The organism is [Rhizobium] kunmingense (assembly GCF_977018605.1).
This window is the reverse complement of record NZ_CDRNXG010000002.1, coordinates 33,498-60,442: the sequence shown is the minus strand read 5'-3', so window position 1 is coordinate 60,442 and position 26,945 is coordinate 33,498. Positions and strand designations below refer to the sequence as shown.

26 protein-coding genes are annotated in these 26,945 nt (G+C 60.3%); 15 read left to right on the top strand and 11 right to left on the bottom strand.

The window, feature by feature from the left end:
- Genes AC0JZ4_RS18560 through AC0JZ4_RS18545 form a run of 4 tightly spaced genes read left to right on the top strand, consistent with a single transcriptional unit; the run spans window position 1 to window position 3,639 of the window.
- The gene (locus AC0JZ4_RS18560; protein ID WP_471887987.1) at window positions 1–1,134 is read left to right on the top strand and encodes an LLM class flavin-dependent oxidoreductase; all 1,134 of its coding nucleotides are present in this window, start codon (window positions 1–3) and stop codon (window positions 1,132–1,134) included.
- On the top strand, window positions 1,127–1,951 hold the full coding sequence (locus tag AC0JZ4_RS18555; protein ID WP_471887986.1) for an ABC transporter permease subunit: 825 nt from the start codon (window positions 1,127–1,129) through the stop codon (window positions 1,949–1,951). The genes AC0JZ4_RS18560 and AC0JZ4_RS18555 overlap by 8 nt, the downstream gene beginning before the upstream one ends.
- A complete protein-coding gene (locus AC0JZ4_RS18550; RefSeq protein ID WP_471887985.1) occupies window positions 1,948–2,652 on the top strand; it encodes an ABC transporter ATP-binding protein in 705 nt (234 codons plus the stop codon). Before AC0JZ4_RS18555 ends, AC0JZ4_RS18550 begins: the two co-directional genes overlap by 4 nt.
- 33 nt (window positions 2,653–2,685) lie before the next feature.
- Entirely contained in the window at window positions 2,686–3,639 is a 954-nt protein-coding gene (locus AC0JZ4_RS18545) for an aliphatic sulfonate ABC transporter substrate-binding protein (RefSeq protein WP_471887984.1), read from the top strand.
- Between the two features lie 301 nt (window positions 3,640–3,940).
- Here AC0JZ4_RS18545 and AC0JZ4_RS18540 read toward each other — a convergent pair whose 3' ends face one another.
- Window positions 3,941–4,855, bottom strand: coding sequence for a LysR family transcriptional regulator (locus AC0JZ4_RS18540; RefSeq protein ID WP_471889029.1), 915 nt, complete (start codon window positions 4,853–4,855; stop codon window positions 3,941–3,943).
- Between the two features lie 169 nt (window positions 4,856–5,024).
- Between AC0JZ4_RS18540 and AC0JZ4_RS18535 the strand changes: the two genes are divergently transcribed.
- The 9 genes from AC0JZ4_RS18535 (at window position 5,025) to proX (ending at window position 14,337) form a co-directional block, all read left to right on the top strand.
- The gene (locus AC0JZ4_RS18535; protein WP_471887983.1) at window positions 5,025–6,080 is read left to right on the top strand and encodes an NAD(P)-dependent alcohol dehydrogenase; all 1,056 of its coding nucleotides are present in this window, start codon (window positions 5,025–5,027) and stop codon (window positions 6,078–6,080) included.
- Window positions 6,081–6,226: 146 nt separating this feature from the next.
- Entirely contained in the window at window positions 6,227–7,183 is a 957-nt protein-coding gene (locus AC0JZ4_RS18530) for a flavin reductase family protein (RefSeq protein WP_471887982.1), read from the top strand.
- 24 nt (window positions 7,184–7,207) lie between these two features.
- Entirely contained in the window at window positions 7,208–8,719 is a 1,512-nt protein-coding gene (locus AC0JZ4_RS18525) for an aldehyde dehydrogenase (RefSeq protein ID WP_471887981.1), read from the top strand.
- A gap of 46 nt (window positions 8,720–8,765) precedes the next feature.
- Window positions 8,766–9,848 (top strand): LLM class flavin-dependent oxidoreductase, encoded by a 1,083-nt coding sequence (locus AC0JZ4_RS18520; RefSeq protein WP_471887980.1) that lies wholly within the window; start codon window positions 8,766–8,768, stop codon window positions 9,846–9,848.
- Window positions 9,845–10,657 (top strand): alpha/beta fold hydrolase, encoded by an 813-nt coding sequence (locus AC0JZ4_RS18515; protein ID WP_471887979.1) that lies wholly within the window; start codon window positions 9,845–9,847, stop codon window positions 10,655–10,657. The genes AC0JZ4_RS18520 and AC0JZ4_RS18515 overlap by 4 nt, the downstream gene beginning before the upstream one ends.
- A gap of 81 nt (window positions 10,658–10,738) precedes the next feature.
- A complete protein-coding gene (locus AC0JZ4_RS18510) occupies window positions 10,739–11,053 on the top strand; it encodes an NIPSNAP family protein (RefSeq protein WP_471887978.1) in 315 nt (104 codons plus the stop codon).
- A gap of 108 nt (window positions 11,054–11,161) precedes the next feature.
- On the top strand, window positions 11,162–12,307 hold the full coding sequence (locus AC0JZ4_RS18505) for a quaternary amine ABC transporter ATP-binding protein (protein WP_471887977.1): 1,146 nt from the start codon (window positions 11,162–11,164) through the stop codon (window positions 12,305–12,307).
- Window positions 12,300–13,247 (top strand): ABC transporter permease, encoded by a 948-nt coding sequence (locus AC0JZ4_RS18500; protein WP_471887976.1) that lies wholly within the window; start codon window positions 12,300–12,302, stop codon window positions 13,245–13,247. The genes AC0JZ4_RS18505 and AC0JZ4_RS18500 overlap by 8 nt, the downstream gene beginning before the upstream one ends.
- 49 nt (window positions 13,248–13,296) lie before the next feature.
- On the top strand, window positions 13,297–14,337 hold the full coding sequence (proX, locus tag AC0JZ4_RS18495; RefSeq protein WP_471887975.1) for a glycine betaine/L-proline ABC transporter substrate-binding protein ProX: 1,041 nt from the start codon (window positions 13,297–13,299) through the stop codon (window positions 14,335–14,337).
- Between the two features lie 120 nt (window positions 14,338–14,457).
- On the opposite strand, the gene AC0JZ4_RS18490 is transcribed toward proX, so the two are convergent.
- A complete protein-coding gene (locus AC0JZ4_RS18490; protein ID WP_471887974.1) occupies window positions 14,458–15,042 on the bottom strand; it encodes an amino acid synthesis family protein in 585 nt (194 codons plus the stop codon).
- A gap of 123 nt (window positions 15,043–15,165) precedes the next feature.
- On the opposite strand from AC0JZ4_RS18490, the gene AC0JZ4_RS18485 reads away from it, so the two are divergent.
- Window positions 15,166–16,956 carry a helix-turn-helix domain-containing protein gene (locus tag AC0JZ4_RS18485; protein ID WP_471887973.1) on the top strand — a complete coding sequence of 597 codons (1,791 nt, stop codon included), beginning with the start codon at window positions 15,166–15,168 and terminating at the stop codon, window positions 16,954–16,956.
- Between the two features lie 228 nt (window positions 16,957–17,184).
- Here the strand turns inward: AC0JZ4_RS18485 and AC0JZ4_RS18480 are convergent, their stop codons facing one another.
- The 8 genes from AC0JZ4_RS18480 to AC0JZ4_RS18445 all read right to left on the bottom strand — a co-directional run bounded on the left by AC0JZ4_RS18480 (window position 17,185) and on the right by AC0JZ4_RS18445 (window position 25,076).
- The gene (locus tag AC0JZ4_RS18480; RefSeq protein WP_471889028.1) at window positions 17,185–18,021 is read right to left on the bottom strand and encodes an alpha/beta fold hydrolase; all 837 of its coding nucleotides are present in this window, start codon (window positions 18,019–18,021) and stop codon (window positions 17,185–17,187) included.
- A gap of 298 nt (window positions 18,022–18,319) precedes the next feature.
- Entirely contained in the window at window positions 18,320–19,918 is a 1,599-nt protein-coding gene (locus tag AC0JZ4_RS18475) for an MFS transporter (RefSeq protein WP_471887972.1), read from the bottom strand.
- Complete coding sequence (locus AC0JZ4_RS18470; RefSeq protein WP_471887971.1) at window positions 19,915–20,358, bottom strand: DoxX family protein; 444 nt, start codon at window positions 20,356–20,358, stop codon at window positions 19,915–19,917. The genes AC0JZ4_RS18475 and AC0JZ4_RS18470 overlap by 4 nt, the downstream gene beginning before the upstream one ends.
- Entirely contained in the window at window positions 20,355–20,597 is a 243-nt protein-coding gene (locus AC0JZ4_RS18465) for a hypothetical protein (protein WP_471887970.1), read from the bottom strand. The genes AC0JZ4_RS18470 and AC0JZ4_RS18465 overlap by 4 nt, the downstream gene beginning before the upstream one ends.
- An 80-nt stretch (window positions 20,598–20,677) precedes the next feature.
- A complete protein-coding gene (locus AC0JZ4_RS18460) occupies window positions 20,678–22,660 on the bottom strand; it encodes an amidohydrolase (RefSeq protein ID WP_471887969.1) in 1,983 nt (660 codons plus the stop codon).
- Window positions 22,660–22,950, bottom strand: coding sequence for a XapX domain-containing protein (locus tag AC0JZ4_RS18455; RefSeq protein ID WP_471887968.1), 291 nt, complete (start codon window positions 22,948–22,950; stop codon window positions 22,660–22,662). Before AC0JZ4_RS18455 ends, AC0JZ4_RS18460 begins: the two co-directional genes overlap by 1 nt.
- A 66-nt stretch (window positions 22,951–23,016) precedes the next feature.
- On the bottom strand, window positions 23,017–23,706 hold the full coding sequence (locus AC0JZ4_RS18450; RefSeq protein WP_471887967.1) for a hydrolase: 690 nt from the start codon (window positions 23,704–23,706) through the stop codon (window positions 23,017–23,019).
- Window positions 23,707–24,164: 458 nt separating this feature from the next.
- The gene (locus AC0JZ4_RS18445) at window positions 24,165–25,076 is read right to left on the bottom strand and encodes a helix-turn-helix domain-containing protein (protein WP_471887966.1); all 912 of its coding nucleotides are present in this window, start codon (window positions 25,074–25,076) and stop codon (window positions 24,165–24,167) included.
- Between the two features lie 207 nt (window positions 25,077–25,283).
- Between AC0JZ4_RS18445 and AC0JZ4_RS18440 the strand changes: the two genes are divergently transcribed.
- A complete protein-coding gene (locus AC0JZ4_RS18440) occupies window positions 25,284–25,847 on the top strand; it encodes a hypothetical protein (protein ID WP_471887965.1) in 564 nt (187 codons plus the stop codon).
- A gap of 49 nt (window positions 25,848–25,896) precedes the next feature.
- Here the strand turns inward: AC0JZ4_RS18440 and AC0JZ4_RS18435 are convergent, their stop codons facing one another.
- Entirely contained in the window at window positions 25,897–26,829 is a 933-nt protein-coding gene (locus AC0JZ4_RS18435; RefSeq protein WP_471887964.1) for a VOC family protein, read from the bottom strand.
- Window positions 26,830–26,945: the final 116 nt, after the last annotated feature.

Sequence of the window (26,945 nt, the reverse complement as noted above, 5' to 3'; positions counted from 1 at the left end):
ATGAACGTCCTTTGGTACATGTGCGCTCCCGACGGAGCCTATCCGTGGAAGCCGGAAGGCTCGCGCACCATCGATTACGGTTATTACAAGCAGCTCGCCCAGGCCTATGATCATCTCGGTTACACCGGCGCGCTTTTTGCCACCGGCGCCCATGATGTCTGGCCGCTGGCGGGCGCATTGCTTCCCTATACCGAGCGGATGAAATTCCTCGTCGCCTTCCATCCCGGCCTGATCGCCCCGACGCTGCTCGCCAAGATGGCGGCGACGTTTCAGGAATTTTCCAATGGTCGCCTGATGCTCAACGTCGTCTCCGGCGATGCCAAGATGCTCGGCGCCTATGGCATGACGCTGCCGCATGACGAGCGGTATGTGATGGCCGACGAATACCTGACCATCTGGCACCGGCTGATGGCGGGCGAAAGCGTCACCCACAAGGGCAAGTATTTCCAGACCGAAGGCGCAAAGCTGGCGCTTCCGGCCGGCACCGACATAAAGCCGCCGCCGCTGTGGTTCGGCGGCTCCTCCGACAGCGCCATCGAAGTGGCGGCAAAGCATGTCGAAACCTATCTCTCATGGGGCGAAACGCCGGAGCAGATGGGCGACAAGGTCAAGACGGTGAAGGCCCGCGCTGCCGAACACGGCCGCGAGCTGACTTATGGCATCCGCCTTTATGTCATCGTCCGCCAGACCGACGCCAAGGCCTGGGAAGCCGCCGCCGATCTCTACGACCAGATGGACGAGACGGCGATTGCGGGCAACCAGCGTTTCGTTTCCAACACGGATTCGGTCGGCCAGCAGCGGATGAGCGCCATGCATGGCGGCATTAAGCCGACCAATCTCCGCGACCTCGAAATCGCGCCCAACCTGTGGGCCGGCATCGGCCTCGTGCGCCCCGGTCCCGGAACCGCCATCGTCGGTTCGCCCGACACCGTGATCCGCACGCTGGAGGCCTACCGGAAGGTCGGCGTCGACACGTTCATCCTCTCCGGCATGCCGCTTCTGGAGGAAGCCTACCGCTTCGGCGAACTTGTGCTGCCGAAGCTGCCGGTCGAACGGCTGGTGCCGGAACGCAAGCAGTTTACGTGGTCGACCCTGTTCGATCGCGATCTGTCGGGGAAACCCGCAAATGGCTGACACCAGCACGGCCGGCGGGAAACTCGTGGAACAGCCGGCGCCGAGCCGGCGCGGCAGCGGCCTTGCCAGCACGGCCAAGCGGCTGGCCTCGCCGCTGGCGATCATCCTTCTCTGGCAGATTGCCAGCATGTCCGGTTTTTTGTCGCCGCGTATCCTTGCCGGACCGGGAGAAATCATTTCCGCCGCAGGCCGCCTCGTCGCGTCCGGAGATCTGATCAACGGCCTTGTCGTATCCTTCCTGCGCGTGCTGGCCGGCTTTTCGATCGCACTCGTCCTCGGTGTCCTTCTGGCGCTGATCTCGGGCCTGTCGCGGCTCGGTGAAACAATCATCGATCCGCCGATCCAGATGCTGAAGGCCATGCCTTTTCTTGGTCTCCTGCCGCTGTTCATCCTGTGGTTCGGCATTGGTGAGGCGCCGAAGATCGGACTTGTCGCCTTTGGCGCCGTCTTTCCGATCTACCTCACCCTGCATGGCGGCATCCGCGGCATCGACAGGAAGCTGATCGAGGCGGGACAGACGCTGGAACTGGGCACGTTCGGTATCATTCGCCATATCGTCATTCCCGGTGCCCTGCCCTCGCTTCTCGTCGGCGTACGGTATGGCCTCAGCGTCGCATGGCTGAGCCTCGTCGTGGGCGAACAGATCAACGCGTCCAGCGGTATCGGCTTCATCATCACATATGCGCGCGATTTCCTGCAGACCGATGTCATTGTCGTCTGCCTTCTCGTCTACGCCATCATGGGCCTTTTGACCGATGGTCTGGTGCGCATGATCGAAGCTTATGCGCTGCGCTGGCGCCCGGAGGTGACCGCATGAGCAATCTCGTCGACATCAAGGCCTTGCACCGTTCGTTCGGCGGTCCGGCGGTCCTCGACGGCATCGACCTGACGATCGCGCCCGGCGAATTCGTCGCACTGCTTGGCCGCAGCGGTTCGGGAAAATCCACCCTGCTCCGCGTTCTGGCCGGCCTCGACACAGCGCCGGCGCAAAGGCTCGACCTTCCAGCTCGCCGCTCGGTGGTCTTTCAGGAGCCGCGCCTGATGCCGTGGAAAAGCGTCATTGAGAATGTCGCGCTCGGCGTGCGCCGCCCGGATGCGCGGACGCTCGCGACACAGGCGCTGGCCGATGTCGGCCTGTCGCACCGGATCGATGCCTGGCCGCTGACGCTGTCGGGCGGCGAGGCGCAGCGCTCGGCTCTCGCACGGGCACTGGTGCGCGAACCGGAACTGCTGCTGCTGGATGAACCCTTTGCCGCGCTCGACGCCCTCACCCGGCTGCGCATGCATGATCTGGTATTCGAGCTCTGGCGCAAGCATCACCCCGCCGTGCTGCTCGTCACCCATGATGTCTGGGAAGCCGTGGCGCTTGCCGACCGGATCCTGGTGCTCGACCAGGGCCGTTTCAGCAGAGAAATCCGCGTCGACATCGATCATCCGCGCCGCCGTGACGATCCCAGAACCAGCCGCATCGAAGCCGAGCTTTTGAAGCAACTCGGCGTCGAACCTCTCCACGCCTGAACCTCACGCCAGATTGGCAGATTGGACACAACGATGATCACCAAGCGTACACTCCTTGCTGCCGCCGCTTTCCTGGCTGCCGCCACCAGCTTCACCCCCACCGTTTACGCCGCCGATCAGGTGGTGCGGATCGGCTGGCTCAGAGGCCCCAATGACATCACGCTCGCCAAATCGCGCGGCACGCTGGAAAAGGCGCTCGCCGAAAAGGGCATCGCAGTCGAGTGGGCCGGCCCCTTCCCGGCTGCTGCTCCCGCATTCGAGGCGCTCAATGCCGGCAGCATCGACATCACAGCCGGCAGCTCCACATCGGCGATCGCGGCGCTTGCCGCGAAGATCCCGCTTGTCGTCTTCGCCTACCAGAAGATGGCGCCGGGATCCGAAGGCATCGTCGTAAAGACGGGATCCGACATTCAGTCGATCAAGGACCTCGCGGGCAAGAAGGTCGCCGTCAACCGCGGCGGCACCGGCGAGTATCTTCTGATGCGGGGGCTGGAGACAAACGGTATCGACCCCGAAAGCGTCGAGCGAGTTTACCTGAGCCCGAGCGACAGCGGCCCGAGCTTCACCCAGGGGCATGTCGATGCCTGGGCGACCTGGGACCCGTTCCTGACGATCGCGGAAAAAGCCTATGACGGTCGCGTTGTCGCCGATGGCGCCGCAATCAAATCCGACAACGCCGTCGTGCTCGTGGCGAGCAGCGCATTTGCCAAGCAAAAGGCTGATCAGCTTCAGCTCGTTTTCGATGTCATAAAGTCGGAGAACGCCTGGGCTGTGGCCAACAAAGGCGAAGCCGGAAGCATCTGGGCCAAGGAAATGAACGTGCCGGCAGACCTCGGCGCCAAGATCGGCGAAAACAACGCCGTTCCGACCACCGGCGTTTCCGAAGCGGATGTGAAGCAGATCGGCGCCGTGGCTGAATGGTACGCCAGCAGCGGCATCATCCCTGTCCTGCCCGATGTGGCAGCCGGCGTCGTCTCGCTGAAGTAACGGTTGGGTTTACCGATTTACTCCCTCACGCCCCTACCGGGATGTCTGACAATGATGCCGGTAGGGGAATTCGATGAGGGCTTCGAAGCTTGTGGAAGCACAGATCGCAGTTGTCTTGAAACAGGCAGGGGACGGAACATCTGTTGGCGAGGTCTGTCCGAAGGCGGGGACCTCCGATGCCACCTTACGAGTGGCGAGAAGATGCGCCGGCTTGCTGCCAACGGATCTGGAGAAGAACTCTCTACTCGGTGAAAGGCCTGTTTGGCAGTCGCCAATAAGCCGAGTTTATCAATCGGAGCTTCTACCGGCTTGGTAATGCACCACGCAACGCATCCAGGATCAAGCTGAATGCCTGTGTCGGCTGATGCCGGCTTGGGTAATAGATGTAGTAGCCATCGAACGGTGCACACCAGTCGGCCAGCACCCGTTCCAGGCGACCCGAAGCGATGTGCGCTTCGAAATAGCTTTCAGGCATGCAGGCGATGCCGAGGCCACTCAGACAATAATCGAGGATCTGCGCCGGCATGTTGCTGACGATCTGACCGTTCGGGCGCAGGTTGGCGGTCCTCTTGCCCTTCTCGAATTCCCAGGAATAGATCCCGCCATGCGTTTGGAGGCGTAGCGCGAGACAGTTGTGGTTCACCAGGTCTTCGGGTGCGCGCGGCCTGCCACGTAGATTGAAATAGTCCTTCGTCGCCACGACCGCCATGCGGATATCCGGCCCTACTCTTCGTGCAACCATGCCTTCGGCAAGATGCTCCCCCAGGCGAATACCCGCATCACATCGCTCCGCAACGATATCGGTCATTGCGTTGTCGACGACGATTTCAGCCTTCACATCCGGATAGCTCACGAGAAGCCGCCTCAATACCGGTTTGAGGACCGTGTCGGCGGCATGATCCGACGCTGCAATCCGCACGGTTCCGGCCGGCCTATCACGCAAACTGGTCAGGCCTGCCAGAGCCGCATCGATCCCGTCGAAATGCTGCCCGGCGGTCTCGAGCAGCTTTTCGCCCGCTTCGGTGAGGCTGACCTTGCGTGTCGTGCGCGTGAGCAACCTCACGCCGAGCCTCTCCTCAAGCGACTTGATCGTGTAGCTCAGCGCCGATTGCGATACGCCGAGCTTCGCAGCGGCTTTTGTGAAATTCAGTTCGCGAGCCACGAGTACAAAAGTCACCAGATCCCGGATTGTCTCCCGCGAGGTTTCCACCGGCATGTCATCGCTCCAGAATCCGCTCTTTTCGATCCGAAGATTAATAAGCTCTATCGATAACTGAATGCAAACAAACAACCATAGTCGCATAACGGATTGACCATTAAGTTCCGCAAACGAGGTGCGACCGACCTGAGCAAGGCGGGGAGCGCAGCAAACAAGGAGCTTGAAAATGCCCACGACAGTCAAAGGCTATGCGGCACACGCGTCAGATGCCGATCTCGTGCCATGGTCGTTCGACCGCCGCGACCTGCGACAGGATGACGTCGAACTCGACGTTCTGTTCTGCGGCGTATGCCATTCCGACATTCACCATGTCCGCAATGACTGGGGTGGTGAAACATACCCTATCGTTCCGGGCCATGAAATCATCGGCAAGGTAACGCGCGTCGGTCCGTCGGTCAGTAAATTCAAGGTCGGCGACACGGTCGGCGTTGGCTGCCTGGTCGATTCCTGCCAGCACTGCAATCCCTGCAAGAGCCTGCTTGAGCAATATTGCGCGAATGGCAGCACGCTGACCTATGCAGGAAAGGATCGCCATGACGGAACGCCGACCTATGGTGGATATTCCGAAAAGATGGTCGTGAATGACAAGTTCGTTCTCAGCGTTCCGGAGAACCTGGAACTCGCCGGAGCGGCGCCGCTGCTATGCGCCGGCATCACCACCTATTCCCCGTTGCGCCGCTGGAAGGCCGGTCCCGGCAAGAAGGTCGCCGTCGTCGGCCTGGGCGGTCTCGGCCACATGGCCCTCAAGCTGGCAAAGGCGATGGGCGCGGACGTAACGCTGTTCAGCCGGTCGAAGGGCAAGGAAGCCGATGCGCGCCGGCTGGGCGCAGATCGCATCGTCATCTCCGGCAGCGAGGAGGAAATGAAGGCTGTTGCGAGCAGCTTCGATCTGATCATCGATACCGTCCCCTACGATCATGATCTCAACCCCTATATCGCAACCCTTGCGCCGGAAGGCACCATTGTTCTGGTCGGTTACCTTGGTCCGCTGAGCACGACCCTCAACACGGCGCCGATGGTGTTCCGCGGCAGGTCGCTTGGCGCCTCGCTGATCGGCGGTCTCGCCGAGACGCAGGAAATGCTGGATTTCTGCGGCACCCATGGAATCGTCTCGGATGTCGAGGTCATCAAGATCCAGGACATCAACGAAGCATATGGCCGAATGCTGAAGAGCGATGTGAAGTATCGGTTCGTTATCGATCTCGCATCGCTGAGAGACTGATACGAACGGGGCACGGGCCTTGGCACCCGTGCCCTTACTTGAAATTGATAAAAGATAAGTCTCGCCTTCCCTGATTTGAAGGAAGCCGCCGGCGCCCTCTCCGATATCGTGAGCCCCACAGACGCTCGCGATTAGGAAGATCCGCCATGGACATTCGAGACAGCAGCATCGACCCGATTGAGCTCAGACGAGCATTTGGGACCTTCGTGACCGGTGTGACCGTGATCACGACACGGGAGCCGGACGGCACTCCTCGCGGAATGACAGCCAACTCGTTCACCTCGGTCTCGCTCGACCCGCCCCTGCTTCTGGTCTGCATCGGCAAGTCTGCATCAAGCTCTACCGCCTTTTCCCAGGCGACCGAATTCGCAGTCAACCTGCTGCATCAAGATCAGAAGGATGTCTCGGCGACCTTCGCCTCGAAGACGAACGACAAGTTCACGAGCGTGAACACCGACCACGTACACACCGGCGCGCCGGTCCTGACCGACAGCATGACATGGTTCGACTGCACCGTTCACGATCAGGTTGATGCCGGCGATCATTTCGTGCTGATCGGCCGCGTCCGGGCTTTCGGCACCAGCCCCGCCGCTCCGCTCGGCTTCTGCCGCGGGCGCTATGTCAAGATCGACGACCCATTGCCGACCGGGTGGCTGGCGCCGCGCGGAATGGTGAGTGGTTATCTGATCGAAGGCGACGGGTGCATCCTGCTGCGCAGCGACGACGCGGGAAAATTGTCTCTGCCAACCGCAAATACGCGCCGCAACGGCGATCATATCCTTCTGGACGGTGGACAATCCGTCCATGTCGAACCGGAACGGACATTTCTCTACTCCGTGTTCGATGTCGCCGACAGCGACCCCGGTCACATCATCTATCGTGCCCGGCTCGCAGCAGGTTCCTCGCAGCGGGAATTGCCGGACGATCTTCAGTTCTTTCCCGTCGACGCCCTGCCTTACGACCGGATGCGGAGCAGCGAATTGCGTGCCGTGCTGCGCCGCTATGTCCGAGAGCGGCAAGCTCAACGGTTCGGCATCTACATGGACGGCCGTGAAGGCGGCCGGGTGGCAATGATCGAAAGCGAGAGCGCCTACAGCGCCTGATTTAAAACATTTGCGAGGGTAAGCATGAAAACGACCGTAACGTCACTCGAGGGCTCCCGCCAGAAGATGGTGATCGCGGGACGGTCCGTCGAACCGAAGAGCGGCAACTATCTGAAGAGCTACGACCCGACCACCGGCGAGCCCTGGTATGAATTCGCCGACGCCGGTCCGGACGATGTGTCCGACGCAGTGGAAGCCGCCCGCGCGGCATTTTCAGACCCCGCATGGCGCCGGATGACCCAGACCACACGCGGGAAACTGGTCCGCCGCCTTGCCGAACTCATGCTGGAAAACGCCGACCTGCTCGCAGAGATCGAGACGCGTGACAACGGCAAGCTGATCAAGGAAATGCGGGCGCAGATGCGGGCGCTGCCCGATTCCTACACCTATTTCGCCGGCATGGCCGACAAGCTTCAGGGGGAGACCATCCCCGTCAACAAGCTGGACATGCTCAACTTCACCATGCGCGAGCCGATCGGCGTCGTTGCGATGATCACGCCCTGGAATTCGCCTCTGATGCTGTTGACCGGCACGCTGGCGCCCTGCCTTGCCATCGGCAATACCGTCGTCATCAAGCCCTCGGAACATGCGACGGCCTCCACGCTGGCCCTGATGGAGCTTGTCGAGGCCGCCGGTTTCCCCCCCGGTGTCGTCAATGTCGTCACCGGTTCCGGTCGTGCCACCGGCGACGCCTTGGTCAAACATCCCGGTCTTGCCAAGATCGTCTTTACCGGCAGTACCCAGACCGGGCGAACGATCGCGCGAAACGCCGCCGACAATCTGGTGCAGTGCCAGATGGAACTGGGTGGAAAATCCCCCCATGTCGTCTTCGGTGACGTCGATATCGAACGCACGGTCAACGGCGTCGTGGCGGGTGTCTTTGCCGCCGCAGGACAGACCTGCGTAGCGGGGTCGCGATGCTTCGTCGAGGCAAGCATCTATGATCGCTTCGTCGAGGCGCTTGTGGAGCGCACGAGCCGCATCTCGCTCGGCCATCCGATGCTGGAGACATCCGACATCGGCCCGCTTGCTCTGCTGGACCAGGTCAGCAAGGTGGAATCCTACGTCGCATCCGGCATCCGCGAGGGCGCCAAGGTTGCAGCGGGCGGCAGACGTCCGCAACGCAGCGATCTCGCCGGGGGCTGGTATTACGAGCCGACAGTGTTGACCGACGCCCGGAACGACATGGGCTTCATGCGCGATGAACTCTTCGGCCCGGTGGTCGGCGTCATGCCTTTCTCCAGCGAGGAGGAGATGATCGCGCTCGCCAACGACACCCGCTACGGCCTCGCATCGGGCATCTGGACCAAGGATATCGACCGCGCGATGCGCTTTGCCACGCAGATCGATGCGGGCACGGTCTGGATCAATACCTATCGCTCGGCGGCCTTCATGTCCTCGATGGGTGGCTTCAAGGAGAGCGGTTACGGTCGGCGCGGCGGCTTCGACGTCATGCGCGAGTTCTCGCGCGTGAAGAACGTCGTCCTCGACTATTCCGGAGCCATGCAGGACCCGTTCGTCATCCGCTTGAAATAACGGGCACATCTCAGTTTCGCTTTTCGCAAACCCGGAAGGGAAGACAATGAAATTCTCGCTTTCACTGCATCTGGAACGCGCTTCGCCGGATGCGTCGATGACGGAAGTCACCCGCAACATGTTGGAACTGGCGCAGATCGCCGACCGCGGCGGCTTTCAAACGCTCTGGACCGCCGAGCATCATACGATCGAGTTCACCATCGCGCCGAACCCTTTCACCGTCCTCACCTGGCTCGCGCAGCACACGGATCGCATCAGGCTCGGCACCGCGACCGTCGTCGCTCCCTACTGGAGCCCGATCCGGTTGGCGGGAGAAGCCGCGCTCTGCGACCACCTGACGGGCGGCCGCCTGGAATTCGGCATTGCCCGCGGTGCCTATCAGTACGAATTCGACCGCATGGCCGGCGGCATGCCGCAGCAGCAAGGCGTGGCCTACATGAAGGAACTGCTTCCGGCGGTGAAGAAGCTGTGGGAGGGAGACTACGCCCATGATGGCGAGATCTGGAAGTTTCCGACGGCGACTTCTGTTCCAAAGCCGTTGCAGAAGCCGCATCCGCGCATTTGGGTCGCAGCGCGCGACCCGGGCAGCTTCGATTGGGCCGTGGGACTGGGGGCCAACATCATGTCGACGCCCCTGTCGCAGCCCATGTCCGAGGTGGCCAACCTGGCGGCCAAATTCGAGAAGGCAGTGGCCGATCATCCAGAAGTACCCCGCCCGCTCTTCCTGATGCAGCGGCGCGCGGGCGTCTTCGACAAGGCAAGTGACTGGGAGACCTTCGTCCAGCACAGCGCGGATTATGGCCGCTATTTCGAAAACCTGTTTCAGAATATCGGCACCGTCTCCAACGGGTTCCCGCAGCCGGTACCCTACGAGGCTGTTGCCGGACGCGAGAACTACAATCCCGAAAGCATCCGCGCCAACATGCTTTTCGGAACACCGGACGAGGTGATCGAAAAGCTGCAGGCCTATGAGGCCGCAGGCGTCGACGAGCTTTGCCTCGGTATGAACTACAATCTGCCCTTCGAGCTGCAGAAGCGGACACTGGAGCTGTTTGCCGAAGAAATCATACCGGTCTTCGCCGCACGCGAGCGCGAGAGGGCGTCGGAACCGCTGGAGGCTGCCCAATGAGCGAGGACAGCCAGCACGCGGTCGGCGACGTCAGTATCAACTATCGCCTGAGTGGTGAAGGCAATGAACCGCTGATCTGCGTCCACGGCGTGGGAGCCTCCCTGGAAGCCTGGAATGACATCACGCAACGGCTTGGGCACCGCTTCAAGATACTGACCTTCGATCTTCGCGGGCACGGAAAGTCCGCCAAGCTCAAGGGACGTTATGAGATCGACGACTTCGTCAACGATACCCTTGCTCTCGCCGACAAGGTCGGCTTCGACACCTTCCATCTCGTCGGCTTCTCGCTTGGCGGCCTGGTCGCCCAGCGTATCGCCTTGACGCACCAGAACCGCATTCGCCGTCTCGCCCTGCTTTCGACCGTGGCGGGCCGGACGTCGGAGGAACGGCAGCGGGTGGCGGCGCGGCTCGAAGCCTTGCGTTCGGGCGAGCGCGGCTCCCATTATGACGCATCGATGTCGCGCTGGTTCTCCGAAAAATTCCAGGCCGACAACCCGCAACTGATGGCTGATCTTCGTCGCCGCAACGCCGAGAACGATCCCGAATGCTACGCCGCTGCCTATCGCGTTCTGGCGGAGACCGATTTTGGCGGGTTGCTGGACAGGATTGACCGTCCCACCCTGGTCGCGACGGGCGAAATGGATATCGGCTCCAATCCGCGCATGGCCCGTTTCATGGCGGAAAACATTCCCGGCGCAAAATTGAAAATCCTGTCGGAACTGCGACACTCCATACTGATCGAAGCACCGGATATCGTCGCATCTATGCTTGAAGACTTCCTCGCTGAACGGGTGGGCGCCGATGTCTAGCCATTCGACGCAAACACGAGCAGGCAAGCTCCAGCCGGTCCGGATGATGCAACACCACTTCACACCCTGCGGAGCCGACGTATGATCGTGGAGGAGCGCACATACCGCATTCGCTCGGGAAAGCTTCGGGACTATCTCGCGCTGGTGCGCGACGAGGGCCTTGCGATCCAGAAGCCCATCCTCGGCAATCTCATCGGCTACTTCGTCACCGAGATCGGCCCATTGAACCACGTCGTGCACCTGTGGGGTTATGACGATCTCGTCGACCGGTCAACGAGACGGCAGGAACTTGCCGGAGACCCACGCTGGCAGGCCTTTACACCCCGCCTGAGCGCCTGCATCGAAACCATGGAAAACAGGATTCTGCTGCCGACCGATTTCTCTCCGCTGCAATGAAGCCAAGCATGCAAGAAAACCACCGCACACCAAAGCGGTGGCAAAAAAGAGGGCGAACGATTGACTGAACGACTTAGGGTTGAAGGACTTTACAAGGTCTTTGGTGACATGCCGCAAAAAGCGGTCACCATGCTGAAAGGTGGCGCCGACAAGGACCGGGTTCTGAGCGAGCTCGGCCTGGTGGTCGGCGTCGACGACGTTTCCCTGTCCGTGCCATCGGGCGCCATCTACATGATCATGGGCCTGTCAGGTTCGGGAAAATCCACGCTGGCACGCTGCCTGAACCGCCTCAATGAACCGACTGCCGGGCGCATCCTGCTCGACGGACAGGACATCGTGCCGCTCGACGAGGCCGCCTTGCGGGAGGTCCGCCGCACACGCATCTCCATGGTCTTCCAGCACTTCGCCCTCTTGCCCAACAAAAGCGTCATCGAAAACGTCGAGTTCGGGCTGAAGCTGCGCGGCATCGCCCGGTCGGAACGTCGCAGACGCGCGGAAGAGGTCCTCTCCGTCGTCGGCCTGGCGCGATGGTCCTATCACAGGCCTGATGAGCTGAGTGGCGGCATGCGCCAGCGCGTCGGGCTCGCACGGGCACTGGCGACCGACGCCGACCTTCTCATCATGGATGAAGCGTTCAGCGCCCTCGACCCGCTGATCCGCTCGGAAATGCAGGACGAACTCCTGCGGCTGCAGCGCACCCTGAAAAAGACGATCGTCTTCATCACCCACGACTTCCAGGAGGCTCTCAAGCTCGGCAATCGCATCGCGATCATGTCCGATGGAAGGGTGGTGCGGGAGGGCACGCCGGTCGATATCGTCCTCGATCCGGGCGGCGATTACGTCGCCTCCTTCACCCGTGACGTCGACCGCTCCAGGCTCTTCGATGCCCGCAGTTCCATGCTCGCCTGCAGCGATGTCCTCGATATCGGCGGCGCGAGGATCGTTTCGGCCGGCAAGTTTTCCGATGCCATCGTCGTCGATGACGACATGCGGGTTGTCGGTAGGCTCGCGCCTGCCGATGTCGAAAAGGTTCGCAGCGGCGACGCACTTGCTGGCCGCATTCGCACCGACGTGGTTACCGTTCGTGACGACACGAAGCTGATCGATGCCGCCCGCGCCTATCGGGAGGGTTTGCCGCTCGTCGTGGTCGATCGGGACAAACGCATGGTCGGGCAACTGACGTCGGAACAGATGCTGGCAAAGATAGCCTCGACCTCCTCCCGTCCAGACAGCGCTGGAGCCTCACATGTTTGAAGCCGATGACCTCAACATCTTTCCGGTAGACGCGTGGATACAGCAGGCAGTCGAATGGCTTGCCTTCAATTTCCGCCCCTTTTTCCTGATGATCCGGTGGCCGGTCGAAAACCTGCTGCAGATCACCGAAGCAGTCTTTCTCGGAACCCCGTTTCCGATCTTCGTGGTCCTCGTCTTCGCGCTCGCCTACTGGCTGGCCAGCCTGCCGCTTGCGTGCTTCAGCGCCGCCGCGCTGATCGTCGTCGCCGCACTCGGCGTCTGGGCCGATGCGATGACGACCCTCTCACTGATAACCACGGCCATCCTCGTCTGCACCATCATCGGCATCCCGGTCGGCGTCTGGTCGGCGAGGAATGATCGGGTCTGGAGCATCGTCCGACCGATCCTCGACATCATGCAGACGACGCCGACATTCGTCTATCTGGTGCCGGTGGTCATGCTCTTCGGCGTGGGTACGGTACCCGGCGGCGTGGCCGTCATCGTTGCCGCAACGCCGCCGCTCATCCGCTTCACCAATCTCGGCATTCGCATGGTCGACAAGGAACTGGTCGAGGCCGGGCAAGCTTTTGGCGCGGATCGACGCCAGATGCTTTGGGAGATCCAGCTTCCCCTCGCCATTCCGACAATCCTCGGCGGCCTCAATCAGACAGTCCTCACTGCCATGGTCATGTCCGTGGTCGTTGCGATGATCGGTGCCGAAGGCCTTGGTCTCGTCGTATTGCAGGGCCTCGGCAGGCTTGATGTCGGAAGGGCGGCCATCGGCGGCATCGCGATCGTGCTTCTCGCCATGGTTCTCGACCGCCTGACCCAGGCCCTCGCGTCGAAAAAATCGGACTCGAAAAAGAACGCGCCCTTCGCCACCCGATTTCTGCGTTCGCTCTATTCCTCTCGTCCGAGAGGCGGGGTCGAGCCGGAGAAAGCAACCTCCGGATCCCTGTGATCCGGTTGGAGAATAGCATCGAGACTTAAATCCAACTGGGAGACTGCCAATGAAAAACATGGGGAAATGCAGTGTAATTCCGACCGGCGCAATCATCGCGCTCATGCTCGCCGGCACGGCTTCGGCAGATGCTCTGCCGGGTGACGGCAAGACCATCAAGTTTGCGCGAAGCGACAGCCTCGGGGCAAACTATGTCCAGGATGCAATCCTGGTAGAGGGGCTGAAGAAGCTCGGCTACGGCGTACGCATGACGACGCTTGGCACCACGCCCGCACTTCAGGCGGCCGCGCAGGGCGACCTCGATATGGTGGCGGACATGAACATGCCGCAGACGGAAGCATCCTATGTAAAGGTAAAGGATCGCGTTTCGATCGTCACCGAAGGCTCGATCATCAGCGGCGGCACCAACGGCTATCTCGTCGACAAAAAGACGGCCGAGGCCCATAACCTGACAAATATCGAGCAATTGAAAGACCCCAAGATCGCCGCCCTCTTCGACTCCAACGGCGATGGCAAGGCGGACATGCCGAGCTGCGATCCGGGCTGGCGATGCGGTGACGTGGTCGATTTCCAGATTGAAAAATTCGGCCTGACGGATACCGTCCAGCCGGTACGCGCCAAATATGAGGTCCTTCTGGCGGAAACCTTTGCGCGTTTCAAACGCGGAGAGCCGATCCTCACCTACGCCTGGACGCCCTCCTGGGTGACCGACACGCTCAAGCCGGGAACCGACACGGTCTGGCTGCCGATCCCCTTCGATGCGCTGCCGGAAGGCATTACCGCGCAGAACGGCCATCTGGTGAACGGCGTGGTCGGTTGCGCCGGCGGACAGGACCCGTGCCGCATGACCACCGGCTCATGGAACTGGCAGCTGGGAGTCAACAACGACTTCCTCAAGGAAAATCCCGCAGCGGCAAAGCTCATCGAACAGGCACGCTGGCCGACATCCACCTGGGCAGAATGGGAGACCGGCCTGAACAAGGATAAGTCGGACCGCGCGTTGACCAAGCTTGGCCAGGACTGGATTGCCCAAAACCAGTCGACTTTCGACGGCTGGGTCGCAGAGGCCGCGAAGGCGGCAACCAACTAAACAGCGGCGGACCTTTGAGTCCATAAGGCAAGAGGCCGGCATGACGAGCGCATGCCGGCCTCTCTTATGGGAAAGGATGCACCAACCGTCGCAGTGCATCCCTTTATAATTCGGAGAAGATCAGGCCTGCTTGATCCCCATCTCTTCCATATCCTGGAAACGATCTCCGATACGGGCATGTGCACGTCCGCCATCCGATGCACCGATGGCGATCAGGATTTCGTCGGACCGGGGCGCATCGGCAATCTGGAAATTCAGGGTGATGAAGTGAGACCGTGTTCCCGTCGCCGTCTTGTGGGTCATCGGCAAAGACAGCAGGCTGCCCGCCGTGTTGCGCGTATTGGTGAAGCTCAGATAGGCCGTGCCGCCCGCGGCCTCCCGGAAGAGATTTCCGAAACGCAGCGTATGAATGAGAGCAGAGCCGTGCTCGATCTCGCCGTCCAGGCCCACCGCCGCGCATTTGCCATAGGCTTCGATACGCTGAGGCGGCATCATATTGGTCAACCGATCTGTCATCAGCTTGCCCAGAACCGGCGCATACTCGTTGATGATCGGCCTCAGGTCATCGGTAAAACCCCGTCCTGCCCAGGGGTTGGTCAGCACCGCCGCGACCACGACAGCCACCACAGGGCGGTCTGCTTGCTTGCCGCCCTCGATGAGCACTTCTTCGGTGGCGGAAAATATCTTGCGAATTGTCAGGGTCATCTGCCGGCTCGGCCTCCACGCTTGTTGAAGCCCTCAAGGTCTTATTGACAGACGTCAAATTCATCCTTGTTTTAGAGGATCAAAGAAAGATTCTGCCCTGCATTTGGAGAGAGCGGCCTCGCTATGGATATCAATTCTCTGATCATGGGACTGGAGGACGTCGCAGACCTCATCAACAGCGGCAGTGATGCGGAGGCGACACTTCACCAATTGATCGTGGCGGCCTGCCGTAACGGCAACTGGCTTCGTGGTTCGATCATGAGCATCGATCTCGCCAGCGGCTATGGCTACGTCACCGTCCGCTACGACCCGACGCTTCAGCTTGGCACACCCGAGGACCGCTGGGTTCTGGCGACCAGCCCGTCGCTGGTTGCCCTGCGCGGCAATCAGCCGGTCTTCATACCCGACGCCCGAACTTCCGAGGAATTTCCGGGGTTTCGCAAGGAATCGCACGAACGGGGATATTCCAGCGTCCTGGTGATGCCGATGAGAGGAACGGATCTGCACGGCAGACCGATGGTGCTGACGGTTAATTCCGAGAAGGTCAAGGATCTCGGGCCGACGGATCTCGCGCTCATGCAGCTCGTCGTACATCTGGGCTCGATCGCGGTCGAGAAGCAGAAGACGATTACCGAGCAGAAGAATTCCGCGCGTGCGAGGGAGATGGTGCTGGCCACCCACACGCAGCTGATGCAGCAGGCGATTTCGGACGGCTCCGTCCAGAAACTCTGCGAAACCATATATCCGATCATCATGCGCCCGGCACTCGTCATCGACTTGACGACCAATACGATCTTGCCTGGCCGCACGCCGGCGCCGCATCTCATCAAGGATGACGAATGGCAGGAGATCGTCGAAGGCCAGCTGCGCCCGCAGATCCACCGGTTGCCTTTCGAGACGATGCGGCTGGAGGGTGCGACACTGGCCGAGTTCCACGTCCTCATGCAACGTCAGGGCATCGATCTGGCTGCCAGTGTCCATCCCCTGCGGATCGACGGCGAGGTCGTCGGCGCGCTCATCCTGTTCGGAGAGGAAGAGCTGAGCGAATATGAGCAACTACTCGTCGGCAGCGCGCGGCTTGCCGTCAGCGTCCAACTGATGCGAAACCTGATCCGTTTCCAGTCCGAGCGACGCACGCTGGATGATCTCTTCGCCGAAATCGTCGAGGGGAAGTGGAAGACTGAAAAGGATCTGACACAGCGGGCCCTCAAACACGGAATACGCCTCGACCGGCCATACCGCATGATCATCGCAGCTTTCCCGCAACGGGATGGAATGGCTGCGGCAGCACTTGCCAACATCCAGCAAGGCATGAGTCTGCTGTTCGAAAAGAACGACGCAAGTCCGGTGATCATCGGCCACTCGCACCGCATCGTCATGCTAATGCCATCGTGGAAAAACCTCTCGAATGCCGCCTCGCAAGAGACAATGCGCAAGGTTCTGCATGAAATACGGCATTACACTCCGATGGAACCCACGCTCGTCCTCAGCGCCCCATGTCACGGTCTGGCGGATTATCAGCAGCAATGGGCGAGCTGTAATATTATCCTGGAGATCGCTCGGTCATTTGGACGGACGGGCATTCTCCTGTCTGAGGACCTCGGCCCGCTGCCTATGCTGGTCGCCACCGCCGATCTCGATTGGGTCGGGCGTTTCATCCGCACCTCCGTCGGCGCAATCCTTGAGCATGACAGACAGAATGATACGCAGTTCTTCACAACGCTGAAGGCCTATATTGAGGCCGGATATCGCAATCAGCAATGTGCGGATGTGCTGGAGATCCACGTCACGACATTGCGCTATCGCCTCAACAAACTGTCGGAAATGTTCGGTCTCGACCTGGAAACACAGGCAAGGCGCTTCGAAATCGAACTGGCGATCCGCATGTCGGATCTCATCAGCGCGAATGCCTGAAAGAATTCCTCAACCCATATGCGGCCCGTTCAAGTCCGGCACGCCATCCGGAACGACGCAGCCATTGTCGAAGGCAGTCTATGCCGGCCGCTCCAAGAGCGTCGTGCCTGTTCCGGGCCAACGAAACCACTTGCGAGTCGATCTCGCCGGCCCCTATGGGATCTCCATCTCATCTTCCCAACGGGATGGAGATACGGCGATCGTGGCGCCGTATCTCCAGTTCGGCCATCAGCTCTTCACGAAGGCCAGAAGATCGGCGTTCAGCACATCGGCATTGACGGTCAGCATGCCGTGCGAAAAGCCCGGATAGGTCTTCAGCGTGCCGTTCTTCAGAAGCTTGGCGGACTTGAGCGCCGAATCCGCGATCGGAACGATCTGGTCGTCTTCGCCATGCAGCACAAGCGTCGGCACGGTGATCGCCTTCAGGTCGTCCGTCTGGTCGGTTTCGGAGAACGCCTTGATGCCATCGTAATGAGCCTTTGCGCCGCCCATCATGCCCTGACGCCACCAGTTCTGGATCACGCCTTCCTGCACCGTGGCGCCGTCCCGGTTGAAGCCGTAGAACGGACCGGCCGGAACGTCGCGGAAGAACTGGGCGCGGTTGGCGGCAAGCGCCGAGCGGAAACCGTCGAACACTTCGATCGGCAGGCCTTCCGGGTTGGCGTCGGTCTTCAGCATCAGCGGTGGAACAGCCGACACCAGAACCGCCTTGGCAACGCGACCGGCGGGCTGGCCGTGCTTGGCGACATAACGGGCGACTTCACCGCCGCCAGTGGAATGGCCGATATGGACGGCATTCTTCAGGTCCAGATGCTCGACAACGGCAAAGGCGTCGGCTGCGTAATGGTCCATGTCGTGACCTTCGGCAACCTGTGCAGAACGGCCATGGCCACGGCGGTCATGCGCGACAACGCGATAGCCCTTGGAGAGGAAGAACAGCATCTGCGCGTCCCAGTCGTCGGACGACAGCGGCCAGCCGTGGTGGAAAACGATCGGCTGCGCATCCTTCGGACCCCAGTCCTTATAGAAGATGTCGACGCCGTCCTTGGTGGTTAGATAAGCCATGGTCTTGTTTCCTTCGGTGGCTGCAGCATCGGCTGCGAGGGTGAACGATGTTGGGATTGCAAAAGTGGCGGCAACGGCAGCGCCGGAGAGAAGAGCGCCACGCCGGGTGATGGGAAGGCTGTTCGTTGTCATGTCTGTTCCTCGGATCGTTTTCGCTTGGTTCAAACGACCCCGTGTTCGTCTGATGGAGGCATATTGCTCGGAAAATGCGGCCCCAACAATTGCATCAATATTTTAGAATTAATTGCGATTTTTGAAATTATTAGAGAGGCAGCGGATACCGCCTCTCCGTGTCTCCTCAGGCAGCGCCCGGCCGGTTGATCGTCAGGAAGTGGCGCACCACGGGCTTTTCCGAACCGCTGTGGTAGGCAAGGACCTTGCCCTGCAGATCGGCATCGGCATGGGAGACCCGCTGATGCTGGCGCAGATGCTCGGCCCACGATTCGACCATGAACCATTCGACCAGTTTTTCCGGATCAGCCGAGTCCTCCGTCACGCCCCAGCCATAGGCACCATCGCGGCGGCGCTCTTGGGAGAGTTCGTCCAGAGCATGCAGGAAGGCAGTGCGGTGGTGCTTTTCGACATGGTATTCGATGAGGATCAGCACCGGGCCGCGGTCGTGGGCGACGGGTTCTGCAACAAGCGGTTCGGGCCAATGGTTGGACGGGATCATGTCCGCATCACCGGTGGGCAGTTTCAGGCGATGCATGATAAAACCGGCGACAAGCAATCCGGCAGCACCGATGAGCAATGTACCCTGTATGCCTGCGGCTTCACCCACCGCACCCCAGCCGATGCTGCCTGCGGTCATCGCGCCGTTGAAGACGGTGAGATAGACGGCAAGACCGCGGCCACGCACCCAGTTGGGCAGGATGGATTGGGCAGCGCCATTGAGCGTGGTCAGTGCCGTGATCCAGGCTGCGCCGAGGAACAGCAGGACGACGATGGCGAGCCATTTTGGCGGTGCAAGCGCCAAGGCACCCATGACCAGTGCAGTAATGATGGCAGCACCGAGCAGAAGGCCATCGGCATCGAAGCGTGAACGCAGTTTCGGCATGACCAGCGCCCCGCCGATCGCACCGGCGCCGACGGCACCGAGCAGAAGGCCGTAGAAGCTGGCATCACCGCCAAGCAACTGCCGGGCCACGAGCGGTAGAAGCGCCCAGACGGCGCTGGCAAAGGCGAAGAAGATCGCGGCACGAACGAGCACGACATGCAGCGGGCGGCTGGCACGGGTGTAACGTAGCCCGGCACGGAATGCGCCGAAAAAGCCTTCCGCCAGCGCATCATTGGTATTCTTTGCCCTCGGCCACCAGACAAGTGCGGCGATAACAACGAGATAACTCGCAACGTCGGCGCCGTAGGTGACGCCCGCCCCGAAGGCAGCAAGCAGCAGGCCACCCGCAGCCGGGCCGATCGATCGGGCAATATTGATACCGAGCGAATTCAGCGCCACGGCGCTTTTGACATCCTGACGCGGCACGAGCTCCGGCACGATCGCCTGCCATGTCGGCCCCATCAGCGCCGCACCGATGCCGCCGACGAATGTCAGGGCAATCAGCGAGGTGATCGACAGCATGCCGGTATGGGCGAGCGCCATCAGCGTGAGGCTGACCGATGCCAGCAGGACCTGCACCGCGATGAGGAATTTACGGCGATCGAGGATATCGGTCAGCACGCCCGCCGGAATGGCGAGCAGAAAGATCGGCAACGTGCCCGCCGCCTGGACCATGGCGACCGCGGCCGGCGAAGCGGAAAGATCGGTCATCAGCCACGAGCTGGCGACATCACGCATGAAGCTGCCGGTATTGCCAAGCACGGTCGCCGCCCAGAGGACTGCAAAAACCGGTTGGGCGAGCGGGGCAAAGCTGCCTCCAGAGGATTTTGCGGCGCTCATTTGCCTTCTCCCTTGGTCAGATCGATTGCGGCGACGATGACGAAAGCGCCGGCGAGGCCAAGATGTTCGAAGAAAGCATTGGTCGCCATCATGCGATCCATGCCGGGAGCCATCTCCCAGAAGCGAAGGGCAATGAGAGTGGCGAGAAGCGTGAAGCCCGACAGCGCAAGCGCGCCTGCCCAGCGCAGAAAACCGGACACGACCATGGCGGAGGCCGTCAGTTCGAAGGCGATGACCGCGACCGCGAAGAAGGCGGCCGGATGCAGGCCAAAATGCTCCATTTCGGCCAAAGCTCCGTTGAAATCGAACAGCTTGGTGAGCGGCCCCTGAATATAGGCCGCGCAGAGAGCAAGCAACGCTGCCGTGCCTGTCGCAGGGGCAGCAACGATGCGCGCAAGCAGTGTGCGCGGGCGAGCGGTGGATGGAGAATGATCGGTCATGTCTGCTCCTCTAAAGGTTTGGCCGGTGGAACCGGTCGGCGGTTTTTGTCGGCTGATGGAGCGATATTGGCGGGAAAGATTGCGGCCAACAATTGCATTAAAAATGTCGACTTAATTGCGATAAACGCAATTAAATCTAGTTGACCACTCGACGGGTCTGCCGGACCAACCCACCACTCGGCGTCATCCTCGGGCTTGTCCCGAGGATCCAAGCCATCGGCCCAATGCGCAGTCTTCAACGCGAACAGATCCTCGGGACAAGCCCGAGGATCACGTTTCTATGCTTGAGCGCCCCATAAGGCCGTGGTCAGCGAGTGCCTCACACGGCCCAGCAGGAGCAACCGAGCGCACCGAAAAAGCCCTTCATGTCCGCGATCGGCAGTTTCGAGGTCCACGCGCCCGCGTGGTCGTGACCATGAACACCGCAGTCGCTGGCGCAACCGCATGTCGAGATTGCCGTGCGGCGCAGCGAGCGGGCGCCGGCCCCTTCCGGTTCGCCCCAGGCGGCATAACCTCCGAATTTTCGGACCGGCGACCAGTCCGGCATGGCAGGCGGAATGTTGCTTTCGTCGAGTGCGGAAAATTCACCGGCACCATAGACGATCTTGCCGCCGACCATGGTCAGCTCAGACGTCAGGAACGAGATCTCGTCCTCGGCGCAGGCAAAAAAGTCCTTGTCCGGCACGACGAGATCGGCGAACTGACCCTTTTCGATCCGGCCCTTCTTGCCCTCTTCGTTGGAGAACCATGTGACCTTTTCGGTCCACATGCGCAGCGCCGTTTCGCGGTCGAGGCAATTGGCGCGCGGATAAAGCTGCATGCCGCCAACCGTCTTGCCGGTTACCATCCACGAGAGCGAAACCCAGGGGTTATAGGAGGCGACGCGGGTGGCATCGGTCCCGGCCGAGACATTGACGCCTTTTTCGATCATGCGGCGGATCGGCGGCGTGGCTTCGGCAACGCCATGGCCGTAACGCTCGACAAAATATTCGCCCTGATAGGCCATACGATGCTGGGTGGCGATGCCGCCGCCAAGTGCCGCAATGCGGTCGATCGAACGTTCCGAGATGGTTTCGGCATGGTCGAAGAACCAGTTGAGGCCTTCGAGCGGGATATCCTTGTTGACCTTCTCGAACACATCGAGAGAACGCGAAATGGTCTCGTCATAGGTGGCGTGCATGCGCCAGGGCCAGCGGTTTTCAGCAAGCACCCGCACGACCTCTTCCAGTTCGCCTTCCATTTCCGGGCCCATTTCCGGGCGCGGCTGGCGGAAATCCTCGAAATCGGCAGCGGAGAAGACGAGCATTTCGCCCGCTCCGTTGTGACGGAAATAGTCGTTGCCCTGCTTGTATTTGACCGAGGATGTCCAGTTGAGAAAATCTTCCTTCTCTTCCTTCGGCTTCTGGGTGAAGAGATTGTAGGCCAGACGAACAGTGAGCTGGTTTTCGTCCGACAGCTTTTGGATGACTTGGTAATCGTCCGGGTAATTCTGATTGCCGCCGCCGGCATCGATGACCCCGGTAATACCGAGACGATTGAGTTCGCGCATGAAATGGCGGGTGGAATTGACCTGATAATCGAAGGGCAACTTTGGCCCCTTGGCGAGCGTCGAATAGAGGATGCCGGCATTCGGCTTGGCGAGCAGCATGCCGGTCGGGTTGCCGTTGGCATCACGGGTGATTTCGCCACCATGCGGGTTTGGCGTATCACGGGTATAACCGACGGCGCGAAGAGCGGCACCATTCAGCAGCGCGCGGTCATAAAGATGCAGCAGGAAAACCGGCGTATCGGGCGCGATCGCATTGATTTCCTCGATGGTCGGCAGGCGTTTTTCGGCAAACTGATGCTCGGTAAAGCCGCCGACGACGCGCACCCATTGCGGCGCAGGCGTGATTGCCACCTGGCGCTTGAGCATATCCATCGCATCGGCCAGCGAGCGGACGCCATCCCAACGCAGTTCCATATTGTAGTTGAGGCCGCCGCGCACGACGTGGGTGTGGTTGTCGATCAGGCCGGGCAGGACACGCTTGCCCTTGAGGTTGACGATCTTCGTGTCGGGACCGGCAAGCGCCATGATCTCGGCATCGCTGCCGACCTCCTGGAACAGTCCATCCTTGATGGCGATGGCTGTGGCGTTGGGATTGGCGCGGTCGAGCGTGGTGACCTGACCGTTATGGAGAATGGTGTCGGGATGCATTGTATCGGTTCCGGTTTTGACGGGATCGGCAGCGCGGGCCGACGAGAAAAGCGAAGGAAAAGCGAGGCTGGACGCCGCGCCGAGAAGGGTTCGACGTGTCGGCATCAGCCTTGCTCCTTTGTCGATGAGATCTGACTACCGGCGAGATCGGCAGTGCGCTCATTGCCCTTGGGCATATGGCCGAACATGTGCGGCTTGATCTGCTGGATCCACGAGATCGCTGCAGGCTCCTTGGCCCAGAGGGTCTTTGCCAAGGGAATGATCTGTTCGCCGACGAGAATGCCGAGCAGGCCGACCAGAGCGATCACCGGTGGCGCGGGCGAGCGAACGTTGAGCAGGCTATAGACGATGCCGACCAGCAGACCGGCGCCGAGAGACAGAAGATAGATTTTCATGGGGAAACCTCCTCGGTGACAGGAAAGCCGCTCCGATCAGGGGGTATCGGAGCGGTTTCATCAGACTTACTTGGCGGGGTTCGGGCCGATGCGCTTGCCGTGGGTGACGCGCTCTGCGGCGTCGTGGACCATCGTGTAGGCGTAATCGATGCCCATGCCGTAAGCGCCGGAATGTTCCTTGGCGAGCGCGGTGACGGCGTCATAGGTTTCGCGGTGCGCCCAGTCGCGCTGCCATTCGAGCAGAACCTGCTGCCATGTGACCGGGATCACGCCGGCCTGAACCATGCGGTCCATCGCGTATTTGTGGGCATCGGATGTGGTACCGCCGGAAGCATCGGCAACCATGTAGATTTCGAAGTCGGAACGGTCGTTCATCGCAGACAGCGAGAAGGTCGTGTTGCAGACTTCGGTCCACAGACCCGAAACGACGATCTTCTTACGGCCTTCGGCAGCATGTCTGTCGAGTGCATCGCGAACATTCTGGTCGTCCCAGGAGTTCATCGAGGTACGCTCGAGAATATCGTTTTCAGGGAAGACCGACAGCAGTTCCGGAAAGGTGTGGCCGGAGAACGAGAGGGTTTCGACCGTGGTGATGGTGGTGGGCACGTTGAAGATCTTTGCCGCCTTGGCGAGACCGACGACATTGTTCTTGAGAACCTGGCGATCCATCGACTGGACGCCGAACGCCATCTGCGGCTGCTGGTCGATGAAGATGAGCTGGCTGTTCTTCGGGGTCAGGACTTCGAGCTTGGACATTTTAAGGTTCCTCTTGGCGTTTGTTGAACCGCTGATGCGGCAGGTTTCGACTGGGCAGCACCTGCCGGTCACGCACCGGGATCGGCGCGCGTCTCAGGAGGTTGTTGGAGTGTCTGGAGCCTTTCGAGCGTTGCCGCTCCGTCCACTCTCGTTCGTCTTGGCTGCTGAAAGGAAACCTAAAGCGATTTCGAAATTCACGGAATTGCAATATTAATTGCGAATGAATTGCGATTTTTGAAATTATCGCGCTGTGTTTCCGGCTCCCGTCGCGTCTTGGGCTGAAGCCCGATGATGATCGTTCGGCAGTGCGGAAAATCGCCCAAATGGCGCCAATGGTCTTGTCTCAAAGTCCTGTGAATTGAACGTAAGGAACATCAGATTTGCCAAATAACAAATCTGACCGGCGGGGCGCTCAAAGCCAGCCGGGTATCATCAACGCGATGAACAAAAAAATCCGATCAGGCGTTGCGCCGCCAATGCCCCGGCGTTGCTCCGACCACATGGGTAAAGACGCGGGTAAAATGGCTCTGGTCGGCAAAACCGCAGGAAATCGCCACTTCGGAAAGCGGCGTATCCGAATTCTTCAGCAGTTCACGTGCCCGCGCGATCCGCTCGTTGATGAGCCATCGATAGGGCGTCACGCCGGTCGTTTCGCGAAAGGCGCGAATGAAATAGCCGCGAGAGAGATTGCAGGCGCGCGACACGTCCATGATGGAAATATCGCCTTCCAGATTTTCGAGAAGAAGGTTTTTGGCGAGAACCTCGTGCGAACGCGACAGCTTTCTGGAGCGGATCGAAGATACCGGCAGTTTGCCGCCATACCGTTGCACCAGATGGGTACCGATTGCGGTCGCCAACTGATCGACAAACAGCTTGCTGGCCTCTTCGGGGCGTTCCAGAGCCGGAATGAGCGCGCGGACAAGATTGGCAAGGACGGGATCGGTGGAGGCCGTTTCCGCCTCCAGCATCGTCACGCCGGAAAAATCGGCCTCTTCGACGATCCTGGCCAGGGAAACCGGGGAAATCTCGAGCAGGAGCATGTCGAAAGCCCCAATGAGATCGGCCTTGTAGGGCTCGGCGAGATTGCGAATGTAGAGCGAATTCTCTTCGAACACGTGAGATGTCGCATGATGTTCGTGAAAAATCCGGCGTGTGTGCCCGGCAAGCGTGGAGATGCCGATGGCAAACCCGCGATCGCTGGCCAACGTTATCACCTGCTCTATTCTGTCGTCTTTCGTGCCCTTGCGGAAAAACGAAATATCCGCGCCGTGAAGGGTCTGGTCCTTGTACAGCTTGTCGAAAGGGCATCCGAAACTGTCGGTTGTCGGGCCGGAAGAAGATTTCGTTCCGACGACGGATTTATGGACCATGATGCACGGACCTTCTGATGCAAGCATTCACGCGAGAATTGCGATTTGATGCCATGACTGCAGGATTGTGTCCATTCCGTTCTATCACGCGGATGATTCTAGAATATAATTGATGACGCCATGCCGTTTACGGCGGACCGAAGCCTGCAACTTTTCTCAACACCCGCGACATCAAGCGTCGAGCATACGGGAACAAGCGAGACGCATGTGATGAAAGCATTGCCGGTGGGCGAGAAGATTGCCGACTATTTCGGGACCGAAAATGCCCGATCGCTGACGACCAGACCATTGCGCCGCGCGGAGCTTTCCATCACCCATCTCTGGCGTCATTACGAGGATGGCGATCATCCCGTTATCCTGCCGGCCGATGACGCATTCCTGGTCGTCCTTTATCTGGTCGATGCCGAGCATCACGATATCTGGCCGGATCGACCGCCGTCACCGCTGAAAATTTATCCCAAAGGATCGATCTGCCTGATCAGCCTGAAACAGGGCGCCGGCATTGCCATTCGTGGCCGTTTCGAAGTACTGGTCTTCCACATTCCCAGCCTGCATCTGACAGAACTTGCCGACGAGGCAGGCGAACCGCGCGTCGATGACCTGACGATCTGTCGCGGGGTGGAAGACCGCACGGTGCGCGATATCGGCGCTGCCCTGATGCCGTTGTTCGACATGCCTGACGATGTCAGGGATCGGCTTCTCGTGCATGTCGCGCTGGCATTCAACGCCCATATCGCACAACGGTATGGATGCTCCCGCCACAGGCATTAAAACGCCGCGGTCACTCGGACACGCGGCGTTTTGATTGTCTATTCTGTCATCAGGCTGCCAGCGGCTCCAGATTGGCTTCGATCCGGTCACGGAAGGGCTCGTACTGGGTGGGCAATTTCAGCACTTCGCCGAGATGCGCGGTGTCTTCATCACGGTTGAAACCGGGCTCATTGGTAGCGATTTCAAACAGCACGCCGCCCGGCGTGCGGAAATAGATCGCCCAGAAGTAATCACGGTCGATGACCGGCGTGACCTGATATCCGGTGTCCATCAGCGCCTTGCGGACTTCGAGCTGCTTTTCGCGGTTGTCGACAGCAAAGGCGATGTGATGGACGGAACCGGCCCCCTGCCGGGCGAACGGTGTTTTCGGAAGGGCTGCGAGATCGATCGTATCGGCACCGTTGCCGCCGGGAATGATGAAGCGGGTGACATCACCCTCCTTTTCGGCACGCTGGTAGCCCATGAAGCCGAGCAGTTCCTCGGTCGCCGCCGTATCGTGCAGGCTGAAGCGTGCGCCAGCGAAACCACGGATCGCGGCATCGTCAGGAAGACCCTCTGCCAGCCATGGCTTGCGGCTGTCATCGGCAGCTTCGATCAGCGCAAGCGCATCACCATCCGGCCCCATGAAACGCAAGCGGTTGGCGCCAAAAACCGTGTCGACCTCAATCCCGCTGACACCCTGCGCGGCAAAACGATCCTGCCAGAATTTCAACGCCCCTTTCGGGACCGAGAACTGGGTTTCACCGACTTCGCCGACGCCCGGACGGCCAAGCATCATGTGCTGGAACGGGAAATAGGTCATGACGGTGCCGGCCGAACCGTTTTCGTCACCATAATAGAGGTGGTAGACGCTCGGGTCGTCGAAATTGACGGTCTGCTTGACCCGGCGCAGGCCGATTGTTTCGGTGAAGAAGCGGTTGTTCTGTCGGGCATCCGACGCCATAGACGTGACGTGGTGCAGTCCCTTGATATCCTTGATCATCTGAGTGCCTTTCTTTCTCGGCGTTTATCTGTGTTCGTGGGCAAAGATTTAGGCCGATTGATCATCTCGCGGAATTGCAATATTGCTTTCGATTGAGTTGCAATTTTTGAAATAAT

Coding starts and splice junctions, on each gene's coding strand:
- AC0JZ4_RS18560 (WP_471887987.1), top strand. CDS start 1: ATGAACGTCCTTTGGTACATGTGCGCTCCCGACGGAGCCTATCCGTGG.
- AC0JZ4_RS18555 (WP_471887986.1), top strand. CDS start 1,127: ATGGCTGACACCAGCACGGCCGGCGGGAAACTCGTGGAACAGCCGGCG.
- AC0JZ4_RS18550 (WP_471887985.1), top strand. CDS start 1,948: ATGAGCAATCTCGTCGACATCAAGGCCTTGCACCGTTCGTTCGGCGGT.
- AC0JZ4_RS18545 (WP_471887984.1), top strand. CDS start 2,686: ATGATCACCAAGCGTACACTCCTTGCTGCCGCCGCTTTCCTGGCTGCC.
- AC0JZ4_RS18540 (WP_471889029.1), bottom strand. CDS start 4,855: ATGCCGGTGGAAACCTCGCGGGAGACAATCCGGGATCTGGTGACTTTT.
- AC0JZ4_RS18535 (WP_471887983.1), top strand. CDS start 5,025: ATGCCCACGACAGTCAAAGGCTATGCGGCACACGCGTCAGATGCCGAT.
- AC0JZ4_RS18530 (WP_471887982.1), top strand. CDS start 6,227: ATGGACATTCGAGACAGCAGCATCGACCCGATTGAGCTCAGACGAGCA.
- AC0JZ4_RS18525 (WP_471887981.1), top strand. CDS start 7,208: ATGAAAACGACCGTAACGTCACTCGAGGGCTCCCGCCAGAAGATGGTG.
- AC0JZ4_RS18520 (WP_471887980.1), top strand. CDS start 8,766: ATGAAATTCTCGCTTTCACTGCATCTGGAACGCGCTTCGCCGGATGCG.
- AC0JZ4_RS18515 (WP_471887979.1), top strand. CDS start 9,845: ATGAGCGAGGACAGCCAGCACGCGGTCGGCGACGTCAGTATCAACTAT.
- AC0JZ4_RS18510 (WP_471887978.1), top strand. CDS start 10,739: ATGATCGTGGAGGAGCGCACATACCGCATTCGCTCGGGAAAGCTTCGG.
- AC0JZ4_RS18505 (WP_471887977.1), top strand. CDS start 11,162: ATGCCGCAAAAAGCGGTCACCATGCTGAAAGGTGGCGCCGACAAGGAC.
- AC0JZ4_RS18500 (WP_471887976.1), top strand. CDS start 12,300: ATGTTTGAAGCCGATGACCTCAACATCTTTCCGGTAGACGCGTGGATA.
- proX (WP_471887975.1), top strand. CDS start 13,297: ATGAAAAACATGGGGAAATGCAGTGTAATTCCGACCGGCGCAATCATC.
- AC0JZ4_RS18490 (WP_471887974.1), bottom strand. CDS start 15,042: ATGACCCTGACAATTCGCAAGATATTTTCCGCCACCGAAGAAGTGCTC.
- AC0JZ4_RS18485 (WP_471887973.1), top strand. CDS start 15,166: ATGGATATCAATTCTCTGATCATGGGACTGGAGGACGTCGCAGACCTC.
- AC0JZ4_RS18480 (WP_471889028.1), bottom strand. CDS start 18,021: ATGGCTTATCTAACCACCAAGGACGGCGTCGACATCTTCTATAAGGAC.
- AC0JZ4_RS18475 (WP_471887972.1), bottom strand. CDS start 19,918: ATGAGCGCCGCAAAATCCTCTGGAGGCAGCTTTGCCCCGCTCGCCCAA.
- AC0JZ4_RS18470 (WP_471887971.1), bottom strand. CDS start 20,358: ATGACCGATCATTCTCCATCCACCGCTCGCCCGCGCACACTGCTTGCG.
- AC0JZ4_RS18460 (WP_471887969.1), bottom strand. CDS start 22,660: ATGCCGACACGTCGAACCCTTCTCGGCGCGGCGTCCAGCCTCGCTTTT.
- AC0JZ4_RS18455 (WP_471887968.1), bottom strand. CDS start 22,950: ATGAAAATCTATCTTCTGTCTCTCGGCGCCGGTCTGCTGGTCGGCATC.
- AC0JZ4_RS18450 (WP_471887967.1), bottom strand. CDS start 23,706: ATGTCCAAGCTCGAAGTCCTGACCCCGAAGAACAGCCAGCTCATCTTC.
- AC0JZ4_RS18445 (WP_471887966.1), bottom strand. CDS start 25,076: ATGGTCCATAAATCCGTCGTCGGAACGAAATCTTCTTCCGGCCCGACA.
- AC0JZ4_RS18435 (WP_471887964.1), bottom strand. CDS start 26,829: ATGATCAAGGATATCAAGGGACTGCACCACGTCACGTCTATGGCGTCG.